This window comes from Actinomadura pelletieri DSM 43383 (genome assembly GCF_003634705.1).
GTDB classification, from domain to species: domain Bacteria; phylum Actinomycetota; class Actinomycetes; order Streptosporangiales; family Streptosporangiaceae; genus Spirillospora; species Spirillospora pelletieri.
In genome coordinates, this window is sequence record NZ_RBWU01000003.1 from 171,034 (window position 1) to 184,702 (window position 13,669).

General features: G+C 70.6%; 13 protein-coding genes and 2 pseudogenes. 11 read left to right on the forward strand and 4 right to left on the reverse strand.

Annotation, left to right across the window (positions count from 1 at the left end; genetic code table 11):
- Nucleotides 1-71: 71 nt before the first annotated feature.
- Nucleotides 72-1,697: a cytochrome bc1 complex cytochrome b subunit gene (gene qcrB / locus BZB76_RS13985; RefSeq protein WP_121434813.1), complete on the forward strand. Its 1,626-nt coding sequence runs from the start codon at nt 72-74 to the stop codon at nt 1,695-1,697.
- Here the strand turns inward: qcrB and ctaD are convergent.
- Nucleotides 1,621-3,333, reverse strand: a complete 1,713-nt coding sequence (gene ctaD, locus BZB76_RS13990) for an aa3-type cytochrome oxidase subunit I (RefSeq protein ID WP_121434814.1) — start codon at nt 3,331-3,333, stop codon at nt 1,621-1,623. The genes qcrB and ctaD overlap by 77 nt on opposite strands.
- A gap of 150 nt (nt 3,334-3,483) precedes the next feature.
- Between ctaD and BZB76_RS13995 the strand changes: the two genes are divergently transcribed.
- The 3 genes from BZB76_RS13995 (at nt 3,484) to BZB76_RS14005 (ending at nt 5,711) form a co-directional block, all read left to right on the forward strand.
- Entirely contained in the window at nt 3,484-3,936 is a 453-nt protein-coding gene (locus BZB76_RS13995; RefSeq protein ID WP_121434815.1) for a YbhB/YbcL family Raf kinase inhibitor-like protein, read from the forward strand.
- 105 nt (nt 3,937-4,041) lie between these two features.
- A complete protein-coding gene (locus BZB76_RS14000) occupies nt 4,042-5,229 on the forward strand; it encodes a zinc-dependent alcohol dehydrogenase (protein WP_121434816.1) in 1,188 nt (395 codons plus the stop codon).
- Between the two features lie 95 nt (nt 5,230-5,324).
- Nucleotides 5,325-5,711 (forward strand): nuclear transport factor 2 family protein, encoded by a 387-nt coding sequence (locus BZB76_RS14005; protein ID WP_121435468.1) that lies wholly within the window; start codon nt 5,325-5,327, stop codon nt 5,709-5,711.
- Nucleotides 5,712-6,086: 375 nt separating this feature from the next.
- Here the strand turns inward: BZB76_RS14005 and BZB76_RS36670 are convergent.
- Together BZB76_RS36670 and BZB76_RS36675 are read right to left on the reverse strand one after the other, a co-directional pair.
- Nucleotides 6,087-6,176, reverse strand: a pseudogene (locus tag BZB76_RS36670) (catalase); the annotation flags it as partial.
- Between the two features lie 43 nt (nt 6,177-6,219).
- Nucleotides 6,220-6,548: pseudogene (locus BZB76_RS36675) on the reverse strand (catalase); the annotation flags it as partial.
- A gap of 368 nt (nt 6,549-6,916) precedes the next feature.
- Between BZB76_RS36675 and BZB76_RS14015 the strand changes: the two are divergent.
- Nucleotides 6,917-7,273: a histone-like nucleoid-structuring protein Lsr2 gene (locus BZB76_RS14015; protein WP_121434817.1), complete on the forward strand. Its 357-nt coding sequence runs from the start codon at nt 6,917-6,919 to the stop codon at nt 7,271-7,273.
- 16 nt (nt 7,274-7,289) lie between these two features.
- Nucleotides 7,290-7,619 (forward strand): histone-like nucleoid-structuring protein Lsr2, encoded by a 330-nt coding sequence (locus BZB76_RS14020; protein WP_121434818.1) that lies wholly within the window; start codon nt 7,290-7,292, stop codon nt 7,617-7,619.
- A 243-nt stretch (nt 7,620-7,862) separates the two neighbouring features.
- Here the strand turns inward: BZB76_RS14020 and BZB76_RS14025 are convergent, their stop codons facing one another.
- Nucleotides 7,863-8,822 (reverse strand): MBL fold metallo-hydrolase, encoded by a 960-nt coding sequence (locus tag BZB76_RS14025; RefSeq protein WP_121434819.1) that lies wholly within the window; start codon nt 8,820-8,822, stop codon nt 7,863-7,865.
- 168 nt (nt 8,823-8,990) lie between these two features.
- Between BZB76_RS14025 and BZB76_RS14030 the strand changes: the two genes are divergently transcribed.
- The 5 genes from BZB76_RS14030 to BZB76_RS14050 are packed head-to-tail and all read left to right on the forward strand — an operon-like array spanning nt 8,991 to nt 13,600.
- The gene (locus tag BZB76_RS14030; RefSeq protein WP_121434820.1) at nt 8,991-10,328 is read left to right on the forward strand and encodes a hemolysin family protein; all 1,338 of its coding nucleotides are present in this window, start codon (nt 8,991-8,993) and stop codon (nt 10,326-10,328) included.
- Complete coding sequence (locus BZB76_RS14035) at nt 10,325-11,338, forward strand: hemolysin family protein (protein WP_121434821.1); 1,014 nt, start codon at nt 10,325-10,327, stop codon at nt 11,336-11,338. The genes BZB76_RS14030 and BZB76_RS14035 overlap by 4 nt, the downstream gene beginning before the upstream one ends.
- A 60-nt stretch (nt 11,339-11,398) precedes the next feature.
- Complete coding sequence (locus BZB76_RS14040; RefSeq protein ID WP_121434822.1) at nt 11,399-11,632, forward strand: helix-turn-helix domain-containing protein; 234 nt, start codon at nt 11,399-11,401, stop codon at nt 11,630-11,632.
- A 4-nt stretch (nt 11,633-11,636) separates the two neighbouring features.
- Complete coding sequence (locus BZB76_RS14045; protein ID WP_121434823.1) at nt 11,637-12,182, forward strand: Clp protease N-terminal domain-containing protein; 546 nt, start codon at nt 11,637-11,639, stop codon at nt 12,180-12,182.
- Nucleotides 12,183-12,220: 38 nt separating this feature from the next.
- Nucleotides 12,221-13,600, forward strand: coding sequence for an FAD-binding oxidoreductase (locus BZB76_RS14050; protein ID WP_121434824.1), 1,380 nt, complete (start codon nt 12,221-12,223; stop codon nt 13,598-13,600).
- Nucleotides 13,601-13,669 lie beyond the last annotated feature (69 nt).

A 13,669-nucleotide genomic window follows, 5' to 3' on the forward strand; every position in this document is an offset into this window, starting at 1 on the left:
CGCCGCGTTTGCCGAGTACGGCCGGGGGTACCGGGGCTGCGGGTTCCATGTGCTCGGCCGGGGGGTGGGCGATGGCGGGACGGAAGGGCGGCGCGAAGACCGGGCGGCTCGAAGGTCTGGCCTGGGGTGTCAACGACCGGCTCGGCTCCACCGCCTTCCTGCGGGCCAACCTCCGCAAGGCGTTCCCCAAGCACTGGTCGTTCCTGCTCGGCGAGATCGCGCTGTACTCGTTCGTCATCCTGCTGATCACCGGCGTGTACCTGACGCTGTTCTTCAAGCCGAGCGGCGCCGTCCTGATCTACGACGGCTCGTACGCGCCGCTGAAGGGCGTGCGGATGAGCGAGGCGTACGCGTCCGCGCTGCATCTGACGTTCGACGTGCGGGGCGGGCTGCTGATGCGGCAGATCCACCACTGGGCGGCGATCGTGTTCCTCGCCGCGATCACGATCCATCTGCTGCGGATCTTCTTCACCGGCGCGTTTCGCAAGCCACGGGAGATCAACTGGTTGATCGGCACCACGCTGTTCGCGCTGGCGCTCGCCGAGGGATTCGCGGGCTACTCGCTGCCCGACGACCTGCTGTCCGGCACCGGGCTGCGGATCTTCGAGGGCATCCTGCTGTCCATCCCCGTCGTCGGGACGTATCTGGCCCTGTGGGCCTTCGGCGGGCAGTTCCCGTCGAGCGTAGACTTCATCCCTCGACTGTTCACCGTCCACATCCTGCTCATCCCGGCTCTGCTGCTCGCGCTCATCACCGCGCACCTGATGATCCTGTGGCACCAGACGCACACCCAGTGGCCGGGCAGGGGCAGGCGGGAACGGGCGGTGCACGGCGAGCCGACGTTTCCGCACTTCGCCGCGCAGAGCGCCGCCTACTTCCTGTTCACGTTCGGCGTCCTCGCCGGGCTGGCGGCGTTCGCGCAGGTCAATCCGGTCTGGCTCTACGGGCCCTACGAGCCGGACGAGGTGTCGTTCGGCTCCCAGCCCGACTGGTACGTCGGGTTCCTCGAAGGGTCCCTGCGCATCATGCCGAGGTTGGAGACGAACCTGTTCGGCCACACGATCATGTGGAACGTGCTGGTGCCCGCCGTCGTCCTGCCCGGGGTGTTCTTCACGTTCATCGCGTTGTACCCGTTCGTGGAACGCTGGGCGACGGGCGACGAACGCCTCCACCATCTCCTCGACCGGCCCCGGAACGCCGCGACCAGGACCGCGATCGGCGCCGCCGTCATCGCCTGGTACGGAAACCTGTGGGCGGCGGGCGGCAACGACGTCATCGCCTGGGCGTTCGATATCCCGCTGTTCTGGACGACCTGGTTCTTTCGCGTCGGGTTCTTCGTCGCGCCGCTCCTGGCGTTCACCATCACCCGGCGGGTCTGTCTCAGCCTGCAACGGCGCGACCTCCGGCAGCGCGCGGAGGGTGTGGAGAGCGGCCTGATCTCCCGGAGCCCGGAGGGCGGGTTCCACGAGCGGCACGAACGGCCGTCGGACGAGCGGGAGGCCCTGCTGCGGACCCGGCGGCCTGAGGAACTCGTCGCCCCCTACCCGCGCCACCTCATCCCGCTGCCGACACCGGACCGCGCCCGCGCCCAGGTGCGGACCCGCGTCAACCGCTTCTACCTCAACTACCAGAGCGAGTCGCACGGGGGCGGCCAGGGCGACCTTCGCCGAGACGGCCGGAAGAGCGACGACCGGTGACGTCGAGCGGGTGGTGCAGGTCGAACGCGGGACGGATCGACCGGATCCGCGGCATGGACGTGAAGTTGTGGCGCGGCGGCGGGCACGAGGTCGCCCACTCCAGTGAACCGCCCGCGCCCCACGGGTCGTCCACGCCGACGTTCTCGCCGCGCCGCCAGGTGCGCAGCACGTTCCACAGGAACGCGAACGTGGACGCGCCGAGGACGAACGAGCCGACGGACGACACGAGGTTCAGCGTGGCGAACTCGTCGGGGTAGTCGGCGTAGCGGCGCGGCATCCCCGCCGAGCCGAGCCAGTGCTGGACGAGGAAGGTCGTGTGGAACCCGACGAACAGCGACCAAAAGTGGATCTTGCCCCAGGTCTCGTCCAGCTTCCGGCCGGTCATCTTCGGCCACCAGAAGTAGAACCCGCCGAACATGGCGAACACGACGGTGCCGAACAGGACGTAGTGCAGGTGGCCGACGACGAAGAACGAGTCGGTGAGATGGAAGTCCATGGCCGGTGACCCGAGGATCACGCCGGTCAGCCCGCCGAACAGGAACGTCGTGAGGAACCCGAGCGCGAACAGCATCGGGGCCTCGAACGTCAGATGCCCCTTCCAGAGCGTCCCCACCCAGTTGAAGAACTTGATGCCGGTCGGCACGGCGATCATGAACGTGGTGATCGAGAAGAACGGCAGCAGGACCCGGCCGGTGGCGAACATGTGGTGCGCCCAGACCGTCATGGACAGCCCGGCGATTGCGATGGTCGCGCCGACCATGCCGAGATAGCCGAACAGGGGCTTGCGCGCGAAAACCGGGATGATCTCGGTGACGATGCCGAAGAACGGCAGCGCCACGATGTAGACCTCGGGATGTCCGAAGAACCAGAACAGGTGCTGCCAGAGCAGCGCGCCGCCGTGCGCCGGGTCGTAGATGTGGGCGCCGAGCCTGCGGTCGGCCTCCAGCGCGAACAGCGCCGCGGTCAGCACCGGAAACGCGATGATCACCATCAGGCTGGTCAGGATCACGTTCCAGCAGAAGATCGGCAGCCGGAACATCACCATGCCCGGGGCGCGCATCGTGATGATCGTGGTGATCATGTTGACGGCGGTCAGCGTGGTGCCGACCCCCGCCACGATCAGACCCATGATCCACAGGTCCTTGCCGGAGCCGGGCGAGAACGTCTCCAGTGTCAGCGGGGCGTAGGCGAACCAGCCGAACGCCGCCGCCCCGTCCGGCGTGACGAACCCGGCCAGGACGAGCAACGACCCGAACAGGAACAGGTAATAGGTGAGCGTGTTCAGGCGCGGGAACGCCACGTCCGGCGCGCCGATCTGCAACGGCACGATCACGTTGGCGAACCCCGCGAACAGCGGGGTCGCGAACAGCAGCATCATGATCGTGCCGTGGATCGTGAACAGCTGGTTGTACCGGAGCTCGTCCATCATCTGCAGGCCCGGCTCCAGCAGCTCGGCCCGCATCAGCATCGCCATCAGCCCGGCGATGAGGAACATGGTGAACGAGGTCCCGAGATACAGGTAGCCGACCACCTTGTGGTCGGTGGTCGCCAGGACGTCGCTGATCCTCGTCCCCTTGCGGTGCAGCGCGAGGGCGTCGGCGACACTGGTGTCGTCCCCGCCCCGAACCGCCGACATCCGGCTTCCTCCTCGTCCCACCTCACCCGAGGTCCCACCTCACCCGAGGTCCCGCCTCACCCGAGCCCACCGAGGCACTTGCCGAGCTGACCCGTTTCAAACGCCGCCGGGCCGCCGCATCGATCGCCGGGCACCGGGCACGACGGCCTCATGGAGGAGTTGACGCTGAGCAGCCCGGCGTTCGCCGACCACGCGCCGATACCGCCGATGTACTCGCACGAGTCGGGCGACCTCTCCCCCGCGCTGCGGTGGTCGGGAGTGCCGGCCGCGTGTCTGGAGCTCGCCCTCACCTGCGTGGACCCGGACGCGCCCGGCGGCACATTCGTCCACTGGATGGCGGGCGGCATCCCGCCCGAGCGCGACGGGCTCGCGGCGGGCGAGGAACGTCCCCGCATCGCCCGCGGCCGCAACGACTTCGGGCAGCTCGGCTACGGCGGGCCGCACCCGCCGGTCGGCGACCCACCGCACCGCTACGTCTTCACGCTGTACGCGCTGCGCAGGCCGACCGGGCTGACGTCCGGCTTCTCGGCGGACGACCTGCGCGCGGCCCTCAAGGACGACGTGCTCGCCTCCGCGGCGCTCGTCGGCACCTACTCCCGGTGAGGTCGCCGGGATGCCCGCCGGGCCCGGGACGTGACGTTTCGGGCCGGTCGACCGGGTAGGGCGGCTCAGACACCGAAGTCCGCGGGGGTTCTGGAGGAGATCACGATGAAGGCGGTCACCTGGCACGGCAAGCGGGACGTCCGGGTCGAGAACGTGCCCGACCCGGTGATCAAGGAGCCGGACGACGCGATCATCAGGGTGACCTCGTCCGGGATCTGCGGCTCGGACCTGCACCTGTACGAGGTGCTCGGACCGTTCATGAGCGCCGGTGACATCCTCGGCCATGAACCCATGGGGATCGTCGAGGAGACCGGGCGGGACGTCAGCCACGTCAAACCCGGCGACCGGGTGGTCATCCCGTTCAACATCTCGTGCGGCCACTGCCACATGTGCGAGTTGCAGATGTACGCGCAGTGCGAGACGACGCAGGTACGCGAGGAGGGCATGGGCGCCGCGCTGTTCGGCTACACCAGGCTGTACGGCCAGGTCCCGGGCGCGCAGGCCGAGTACCTGCGGGTGCCGCAGGCGCACTTCGGTCCGATCAAGGTGCCGGAGGGCCCGCCGGACGAGCGGTTCGTGTACCTGTCGGACGTGCTGCCGACCGCGCGGCAGGCCGTCGACTGGGCCGCGATCCCGGCGGGCGGTTCGGTGACCGTCCTCGGTCTCGGACCGATCGGGCAGATGGCCGCCCGCATCGCCCGGCATCTCGGTCACCGGGTGATCGCCGTGGATCTCGTGCCGGAGCGGCTGGAGATGGCGCGGCGGCACGGCATCGAGGTGATCGACTCCGATGACGCCGACGACGTTCCGGACGCGGTCCGGCAGCTCACCGGGGGGCGCGGCACCGACTCGGTGATCGACGCGGTGGGGATGGAGGCGCACGGGTCGCCGGGCGCCAAGTTCGCGCAGACCCTCGCCGGGCTGCTGCCGGGGAACTCGGCCGCGCCGCTGATGTCGCGCGTCGGCGTGGACCGGCTCGCCGCGTTCGGCACCGCGGTCGAGATCGTCCGGCGCGGCGGGACGATCTCCGTCATCGGCGTGTACGGCGGTATGACGGACCCGATGCCGATGCTGCGGATGTTCGACAAGGGCATCGGGCTCCGCATGGGCCAGGCGCACGTCAAACGCTGGATCGACGAGCTGATGCCGCTCGTGACCGACGACGCCGACCCGCTCGGCGTGATGGACCTGGCGACGCATCGCTGGCCGCTGGAGAAGGCGCCGCACGCCTACGAGATCTTCCAGAAGAAGCAGGACGGCGCGATCAAGGTGCTGTTGCAGCCCGGCGCCTGAACCGGCCGCGGTGATCGCGGCCGGGGCCCACGGGCCCTAGGCTTTCCCGCGTCGCCTCCGGGCGAGCCGGGAAGCCGAGCATGGAGGTGGGCCCGATGCACCCGTTCCGCGCGGCCGTCGAGAGGGGCGACATCGCGGCCCTCCCGGCGCTGCTGGCCGAGAACGTCACCTTCCTCAGCCCGGTCGCGTACGCGCCCTGCGAGGGGCGGGAGGCGGTCGCGGCGATCCTGCGCGCGGTGACCCGGGTGTTCGCGGACTTCCGCTACGTCCGCGAGATCGGCGCGGGCCGCGACCACGCGCTGGTCTTCACGGCCAGGGTCGGGGACCGCGAGATCCACGGCTGCGACTTCCTGCACCATGACGACGACGGGCTCATCGACGAGTTCTGCGTGATGGTGCGGCCGCTCTCGGGCGCCCGCGCGCTCTCCGACGCGATGGCGGTCGAGCTGGAGGCCGTCCGGCGGGAGATGGGCCTGGCCTGAGGTCCGCCCCGGAAGTGCGCGACGTCGCGTGCTCGGGAATGTCGCCGTCGTTGTGCCGGTTCCGCAGATCTCGGGGGTCGAAGTCCGGGGCTTACGGCGATCTTCCGGGTCGCCTCCCCGGCGGGCGAATGGGCGTCGGGCCGAGGCTTCCCGTGGAACTCCACGAACGTGGTGCGCCCCTCGGCATTGGCGAACCGGAAGGCGCGCGGGCCGAACCTCGGCCTCATCGCGGAGAAGCGCCCGGTCCGTCATCAACCCCATCATCGGGTTGGACCGCGCGAAGTCCAGAGTGTGGACGCGCGGACGACGCCTCCGGGATCTCCTTGGCGGTTCGGGCTTGACCGCGTGCACGAAGTCGGGGAACTTGATGCCGTCCTAGGATGAGAAGACCGGCATATTGTTGCCGACGAGGTCGAAGTCGTCCTGTCGTGTGGAGAACTTCGTCACGAAGCCGCGAACATCCCGTACAGTGTCGGCCTAGCCGTACGATCCCGTGACGGGAGAAGCACACGAACACGTGTGCCGTCGGCCACGTGTCGCACAGGAAGTCGGCGGTCGTGTACTCGGCGCGGGACTCGGGCAGCCGGAAATGGCCGTGGGCGCCCGAACCGCGCGCGTGCACGACCCGCTCGGTATCCGCTCATGGCCGAAATGGGTGATTTTCTCGGGGACGGGGAAGTCGTCCATCATGGACGGGCCGCGTTCACCCGCGGACGGCGCGTTGTCGGTGCCGTGGACGCGGATTCCTGATCGGTGGTGATCCGCGCGCCGTCCGGCCCACGCGGACGCCCGAGTCGCTCCCGCTTGCGGTCCGCGCGGTCGGCGGGAGTTGACCATCTTTCCACTCCCTCATGGCGAATTGGGCAGTGGTGACGGCCGCTCCCGGCGAACCGAGGGACATGCGCGCTTTGACCGTAACTCGATTTCCGTGCGGTGCCGTGGGCGATCCGATCCGGAGCCCGGCGCGGTCGTCCCGGCGGGAGCGGGTCGCGCCGCCTTGACGAGGTCGTGAGGGGACGGGACCCGGGTCGCGATCTGGGCGGTGACCTGGGGCGCGGCGGGAAGGCGATGGGAATGTGACACGGACGCGACCGGTGCGGGCGACGCCTTCCGGCCGGCTCGCGCGTCCCGGTGGCGTACGGGGCGCCGGAATCCGCTACGGTCAAGGATCGCCGCGCAGGCGAGGGGAAGGAACACGGGTACACATGGCCGAGAAGGTCATTCGGGTGGACGACATCGACGGCTCCGAAGGAGCCGATGTCGCAAAGCGGGACTTCGAAGTCCTGGACCGGACGTTCACGATCGACTTGAGCGACGACAACTTCAAGCGTCTGAACGAGATGCTGGACGCGCTCGAGCCCTTCATCCAGAACGCCGCCGAGGTGAAGCCCGCCCGGAAGGGCCGCAAGTCCGGCGCCGCGAAGATCAAGGGCTACACGAACGGTGATGTCCGCGCGTGGGCATTGCGCAGTAACATCGAAGTCTCTGAACGTGGCAAGATATCGGATGAGGTCTATGCTGCATTCATCAAGGCACATCCGGACGCGAAGCCGGACGCATAGTTAGGGGAGTCCCCGCATGGCACAGAAGGTCGAAGTCCTTCTCGTGGATGACATCGACGGTGGTGAGGCCGACGAGACCGTCAGCTTTTCCATCGATGGCACGTCCTACGAGATCGACCTGAGCAAGAAGAACGCGAGCAAGCTGCGCAACGGCCTGGAGCCGTTCGTGGCCAGCGCCCGCAAGGCGCGCAAGCCCTCCGGTCGCGGCGGTCGCGCCGCACGGACGGCGGGCAGCCGCGAGCGCTCGGCCGAGATTCGCGAGTGGGCGAAGAGCCGCGGCATCAAGGTCAATGAGCGGGGTCGTATCCCCGCCAATGTGATCGAGCAGTACGAGGCCGCGCACTAGCGGTCGCCACGCGCCGGAGGAGTTCCGGCACGGACGCCAGGGGCCGGGGGCGGATTTGTCCGCACCCCGGCCCTTACGTGCGCATCGGGCAAATCGCCTTTCCATCCGGCATTGGCCGGGGTCGCGGTTCCCGGAGAACCGCCGTCGGGTCACGCCCCGGACACCGCCGACACCCGCCCCGGAACGGTGGGGAATGTCGGGAATGCCACGGACGCGCAAAATGCAACACTCGCCGGGCTTCGACTACCGCTGAAGCTCGGCCCAGACCGCGCGGTCGCGCTCGGCCGTCCAGACGAGGGGGCGCTCGACGCCGTCGAGCTCGTCCCAGAGTCGGGAGACGTCGAACGGCAGGCAGTGCTCGAAGATCGGCCAGCGTCCGTAGGTGGGCGCGAGCGCGGCGTGGACGGCGTCGAACGCGTCCTTGAGCGTTCCGCCGTCCGCCCGGACCCGGCGGGTCTCCCGGATCATCGTGTTCAGGAAGTCGCGGGTCTGGCCGACGGCGGCGTCCGCGGCGTTCCCGCCGTGCGCGACGGCGCCGCGCCCGCCGACCAGCGTCCGCGCGCCGAACGAGGAGACATGGTCGAGCGTCCCGGTGGCCCATTCGCGGTGGAAGGCGTCGCCGGTGTACAGCGCGGCCTGGGTCTCCACGAGGTCCCCGGCGAACAGGATCCGGTGCCGGGGCAGCCACGCCACGAGATCGCCCTCGGTGTGGCCGCGCCCGCAGTACACCAGGTGGAGGTCGCCGCGGTCGCCGCCGAGGTCGATGGTGAGCGTGCGCGAGAACGTCAGGGTCGGCCAGGTGAGGCCGGGAATGCCGTCCGGGTCCTTGAACAGCCGGGGCATCCGACCGAACTCCGACTCCCAGTCCTGACTGCCGCGTTCGGCGATCAGCGCGCGGGTCCGGTCATGCGCGATGATCACCGGCGTGCCGAACGCGCTGGCGCCGAGGGTCCGGACGGCGTGGTAGTGCGACAGGACCAGGTACCGGATCGGCTTGTCGGTGTGCTCGCGCAGGACGGCGAGCCAGTCGCGGGCCGCGGCCGGGGTCGCGAGGGCCTCGAAGCAGACGAGGAAGTCCTCCCCCTCGATGGCCCCGACGTTCGGGTCGCCCTCCGCGGTGAGCGCGTAGACGCCGTCGGCCAGGACCTCCAGCGTCTGCGTCTTGTCGCCCAGATCTGCGGACGACGCGAACGGTCTGGGCATGGGCGTCCCCCCGAGAACCTCGTTGCCACGGCCTCTGCTCGTCCAGGGATCATTCCACGCCGTGCGGGTGATAACCGCCCGGAAACGGTTCGAACGCCTGGTGGGGTGAGGTACCGGGCGGGTAAGAGGATCATGCATGGGCCGCGCCGTGGAGGGAGGGAGGGCCGGGTGACCGCCGTGCTCGGGCTGCTCGCCATCCTCGTGCTGACGGGCGCGACCGGCTATTTCGTGGCGCAGGAGTTCGCGTTCGTCACCGCAGACCGGCCCCTCCTCCAGCAGCGGGCCGCGGACGGCGACCGGGCGTCGGCGCGGGCGCTGCAGGTGATGGGACGGCTGTCGTTCATGCTTTCCGGCGCGCAGCTCGGTATCACGGTCACCGCGCTGGTCGTCGGGTTCATCGCCAAACCCGCCCTGGCCGATCTCATCGACCCGGTTCTGCGCGCCGCGGGAGTGCCGGACGCGGCGTCCGGCGGGGTGGCGGTGGCGCTCGGGTTCGGTCTCGCCACCGTGGTGCAGATGATCCTCGGCGAGCTGTTCCCGAAGAATTTGGCGTTGGTCAGGGCCGAGTCGATGGCGCGGGTGCTCGCCGCGTCCACCCTCGCCTACCTGGTGGTGGCGGGCCCGCTGATCAGGCTGTTCGACGCGTCCGCGAACCGGCTCGTCCGGGCCGCGGGGATCGAGCCGGCGGAGGAACTGCACCACGGGGCGACGCTGCAGGAGCTCGCGCACATCATCGACGAGTCCGGCGAGAAGCTCCAGGCGGGTCACGCGGACCTGCTGGAGCGGGCGCTGGTCTTCTCCGAACGCGACGCCGAGGAGGTCATGATCCCGCGTGTCGACACGGTGACCGTGCCCGCGTCGGCGCCGGTGACCGAGCTAAGCGAGGTGATCTCCGCGACGGGTCACTCCCGCTATCCCGTCGTCGGCGACAGCGTCGACGACCTCGTCGGCGTCGTCGGCCTGGAGGAACTGGTCCGGCTCGACCCGGGCGAGGCGGACCGCACCACCGTCCGCGACATCGCGCGGGCGCCGCTGCTGCTGCCGTCGTCGCTGCCGCTGCCCGACGTGCTGCAGCGGCTCCGGACGGCCGGGGAGTCGATGGCCTGCGTGGTGGACGAGTACGGCGGGTTCGCGGGCCTGCTCACCTGGGAGGACGTCGCCGAGGAGCTGGTCGGGGAGATCGCCGACGAGAACGAGCCCGGTGACGACCTCGCGATCCGCACCGGCGAGTGGTGGACGACCGACGCCGCCCTGCGCACCGACGAGATCGCCCACGAGACCGGCATCGAACTGCCCGAGGGCGACTACGAGACCGTCGCGGGCCTGCTGCTGAAGCGGCTCGGCCGGGTGGCGCGGCCCGGGGACGTCGTCGTCGTGGACCTGCCGCCGAACCGGCTGGACCAGCCCGCCCGGACCGCGGTCATCGAGGTCCTGACCGTGCACCGGCACGTGCCGGAGCTGATCCGGGTGCGCGCCGTCCCGGAGGAGGAGGGTGGGGACCGGTGAACCTGTCGCTCGGCGTGCCCGTCACCCTCGCGCTGCTGGTCGGGAACGGCTTCTTCGTCGCCACCGAGTTCGCGCTGGTGGCGGCGCGGCGACCGCGTCTGGAACGGGCCGCCGCGCGGGGCGGGCGGGCCGCGGCGGCCGCGGTCGCCGGGATCGACGAGCTGTCCCTGACCCTGGCGGGGGCGCAGCTCGGCATCACGATGTGCTCGCTCGGCCTCGGTCTGGTCTCCGAGCCGGTGATCGCCGACACGCTGGCGCCGGCGATCCACGCCGTGGGCCTGCCGGACGGGGCGGCGCACGCGGTCGCGTTCGTCCTGGCCCTGGCGCTGGTCACGTTCCTGCACATGGTCGTCGGCGAGATGGCGCCCAAGTCGTGGGCGATCACCGATCCGGAGCGGTCGGCGACGCTGCTCGGGCTGCCGTTCCGCGCGTTCGCCACCGTCGTCCGTCCGCTGCTCGCAGTCCTGAACGGCACGACGAACCTGCTGCTGCGCGTGGTGGGCGTGGAGCCCGCCGACACGCGGGAGAGGTCGCGGACCCCGGAGCAGCTGCGCAGCATCGCGCAGGACTCGCGGCGCCTCGGGCTGATCGAGGACACCGAGCTGTCGCTGCTCACCGCCGCGCTGGACGCGCCGCGCACCCCGCTGGCGGGTCTGGTCGTGCCGGTCTCCCGGATCGTGTCGGTCCCGGCCGAGGCGACGCCGCAGGAGGTCATCGACGCCGCCGCCCGTACCGGCAGCCTCCGGATCATGCTGCGCGACGGGGACCGCGAGCCTCGCATGGTGCATGTCCGCGACGCCTATCTGGCGCGGGCGCGCGGCCGGGCGACACCGGCGCGGGAGCTGGCGCATCCGGTGCCCACGGTGCCGGTCGGCACGCCCGTCGGCGAGGCCGTCGCCGTCCTCAGGAACCGGCACAGCCATCTCGGCCTGGCGATGGCCCCGGACGGACGCGTCGCCGGGCTCGTCAACCTCGACGACCTGCTGACGACCCTCCTCCCCGTCCGCTGACCACCCATCGACTGTCAACGTAGGTTGACACCGGTTCAGATGTCAACCTACATTGACGCCATGAGCGATGGAGTGACCCTCGCCCAAGAGGCGAGCAGCCGCGATCCCGCGGTCGGCCTGCGGGCCGTGCGGGCGCTGCGCGAACTGTCCGAACGGCTGGAGGCCCTCCAGGTCGCCAGCGCCCGCGAACAGGGCTGGTCCTGGCAGGAGATCGCGGTCTGCCTCGGCGTCAGCAGGCAGGCCGTCCACAAGAAGCACGGCGGCAGGCGCCGCATTCTCAGGAAGGAGGACTAGCGCGATGTTCGAGCGTTTCACCGACGGCGCGCGAAGGATCGTCGTCGACGCCCAGGCGGAGGCGCGGGAGCTGCGGCACCACCACATCGGCACCGAGCATCTGTTGCTCTCCCTGCTGAACGACGGTGGCCCGATCGCGCGAACGACCGCCGAGCACGGGCTGGACGGGGCCGCCGTCCGGGCCCGGCTCGCCCGCACGAACGAGGATCCGCTCGACCCGGAGGCACTGAGCACGCTCGGCATCGATCTGGACGCCGTCCGGGCGGCGACCGAGCGGACTTTCGGGCCGGGCGCCCTGGATCGTCCCGCGGGCGAGCGCCGCGGACCGAGACGGCACCTGCCGTTCACCCCGTCCGCCAAGAAGTCCCTGGAGCTGAGCCTGCGGCACGCGATCCGCCTCAAGCAGAAGGAGATCCACGAAGGGCACATCCTGCTCGGCGTCCTGCACGACGACGCCTTCATGTCGGTACGGATCGCGACGGAGGCCGGTGTGGACGTCGACGCCCTCCGTGGCCACATCGACCGGCTGATGACCGCCAGGGCGGCCTGACCTGTGGCGGGCGATGGTCCGTGTGATTGTTTAGCACCATGCCGGAAATTGTGGACACGCTACGGACCCTGGTCTCCCCCGACCGAATCGTCACCGACCCCGATGTGATCTCCTCCTACGCGCACGACGAGGCGGCGTGGGCGCCCTACGGGACGGCCGCCGTCCTCGTCCGCCCCGAATCCACGGAGGACGTGCGGAACGTCGTGGCGGCCTGCGCCGAGGCGGGCGTGCCGATCGTGCCGCGCGGCGCGGGCACCGGGGTGGTCGGCGGCGCGAACGCGCTCGACGGGTGCGTGCTGCTGTCCCTGGAGGCGATGGACGAGATCGTCGAGGTCGACACCGAGGAGCGGCTCGCGGTCGTCCAGCCGGGCGTGGTGAACGACACGCTCCGGCTGGCCTGCGCCGAACGCGGCCTCTGGTACCCGCCCGACCCGTCCAGCGCGCCCTGGTCGACGATCGGCGGGAACGTCGCCACCAACGCGGGCGGGCTGTGCTGCGTGAAGTACGGGGTGACCCGCGACTACGTCCTGGCCGTCGAGGCCGTCGTGGGGCGCGGCGAGGTGGTGCGGCTCGGCCGCCGCACCGCCAAGGGCGTCGCCGGATACGACCTGTGCGGGCTCATGGTCGGCTCCGAGGGAACGCTCGGCGTGATCACCGAGGTGACCGTGCGGCTGCGCGGCGCCCGCTCCCCCGAGCGCACCGTCGTCGGGTACTTCGACAGTCTCCGGGACGCGGGCGCGGCGGTCAGCGGGGTCACCGCCGCCGGGATCGTGCCGAGCGCGCTGGAGCTGATGGACCGGCACGTCCTGGAGGCCGTCGACGCGTGGCGGAACATGGGCCTGTCGGCGGACGCGAACGTCCTGCTCCTCGGTCGCACCGACCTGCCGGGCGAGGCCGGGGAGGCGGAGGCCGACGCGATGGTGCGGCTGTTCGAGGAGGCGGGCGCGACATGGGCCGCCCGGTCGTCCGACGAGGCCGAGGCGGAGTCGCTGTTCTCCGCCCGCAAGCTCAGCCATCCCGCGCTGGAACGCCTCGGCGACCTCCTGACCGAGGACGTGTGCGTCCCCCGTGGCCTCCTCCCGGAGATGCTGACACGCGTCGAGGCCGCCGCCGCGCTCCACGATGTCCACATCGCGAACGTCGCGCACGCGGGCGACGGGAACCTGCACCCCGTCATCGTCACCCCGAAGGGCGACGACGCCGCCCGGGTCCGAGCCGAACGCGCCTTCGACCAGATCATCGCGGACGCCATCGCGCTCGGCGGCACCGTCGCCGGTGAACACGGCATCGGGCTCATCAAACGCCGTGGCCTGCGCGACGAACTGGACCCGGCCGTCATCGCCATGCACCACGCCGTCAAGAACGCGCTGGACCCGGCGGGCATCTTCAACCCGGGAAAGGTCGTCGGCACGCCGTGACGCCGCTTCGCAGGCGGACCGGCCTCACATTCCGGTGGGATGTTTCGTCGAACCGGTGAGGACGGACAC

Coding starts and splice junctions, on each gene's coding strand:
- qcrB (WP_121434813.1), top strand. CDS start 72: ATGGCGGGACGGAAGGGCGGCGCGAAGACCGGGCGGCTCGAAGGTCTG.
- ctaD (WP_121434814.1), bottom strand. CDS start 3,333: ATGTCGGCGGTTCGGGGCGGGGACGACACCAGTGTCGCCGACGCCCTC.
- BZB76_RS13995 (WP_121434815.1), top strand. CDS start 3,484: ATGGAGGAGTTGACGCTGAGCAGCCCGGCGTTCGCCGACCACGCGCCG.
- BZB76_RS14000 (WP_121434816.1), top strand. CDS start 4,042: ATGAAGGCGGTCACCTGGCACGGCAAGCGGGACGTCCGGGTCGAGAAC.
- BZB76_RS14005 (WP_121435468.1), top strand. CDS start 5,325: ATGCACCCGTTCCGCGCGGCCGTCGAGAGGGGCGACATCGCGGCCCTC.
- BZB76_RS14015 (WP_121434817.1), top strand. CDS start 6,917: ATGGCCGAGAAGGTCATTCGGGTGGACGACATCGACGGCTCCGAAGGA.
- BZB76_RS14020 (WP_121434818.1), top strand. CDS start 7,290: ATGGCACAGAAGGTCGAAGTCCTTCTCGTGGATGACATCGACGGTGGT.
- BZB76_RS14025 (WP_121434819.1), bottom strand. CDS start 8,822: ATGCCCAGACCGTTCGCGTCGTCCGCAGATCTGGGCGACAAGACGCAG.
- BZB76_RS14040 (WP_121434822.1), top strand. CDS start 11,399: ATGAGCGATGGAGTGACCCTCGCCCAAGAGGCGAGCAGCCGCGATCCC.
- BZB76_RS14045 (WP_121434823.1), top strand. CDS start 11,637: ATGTTCGAGCGTTTCACCGACGGCGCGCGAAGGATCGTCGTCGACGCC.
- BZB76_RS14050 (WP_121434824.1), top strand. CDS start 12,221: ATGCCGGAAATTGTGGACACGCTACGGACCCTGGTCTCCCCCGACCGA.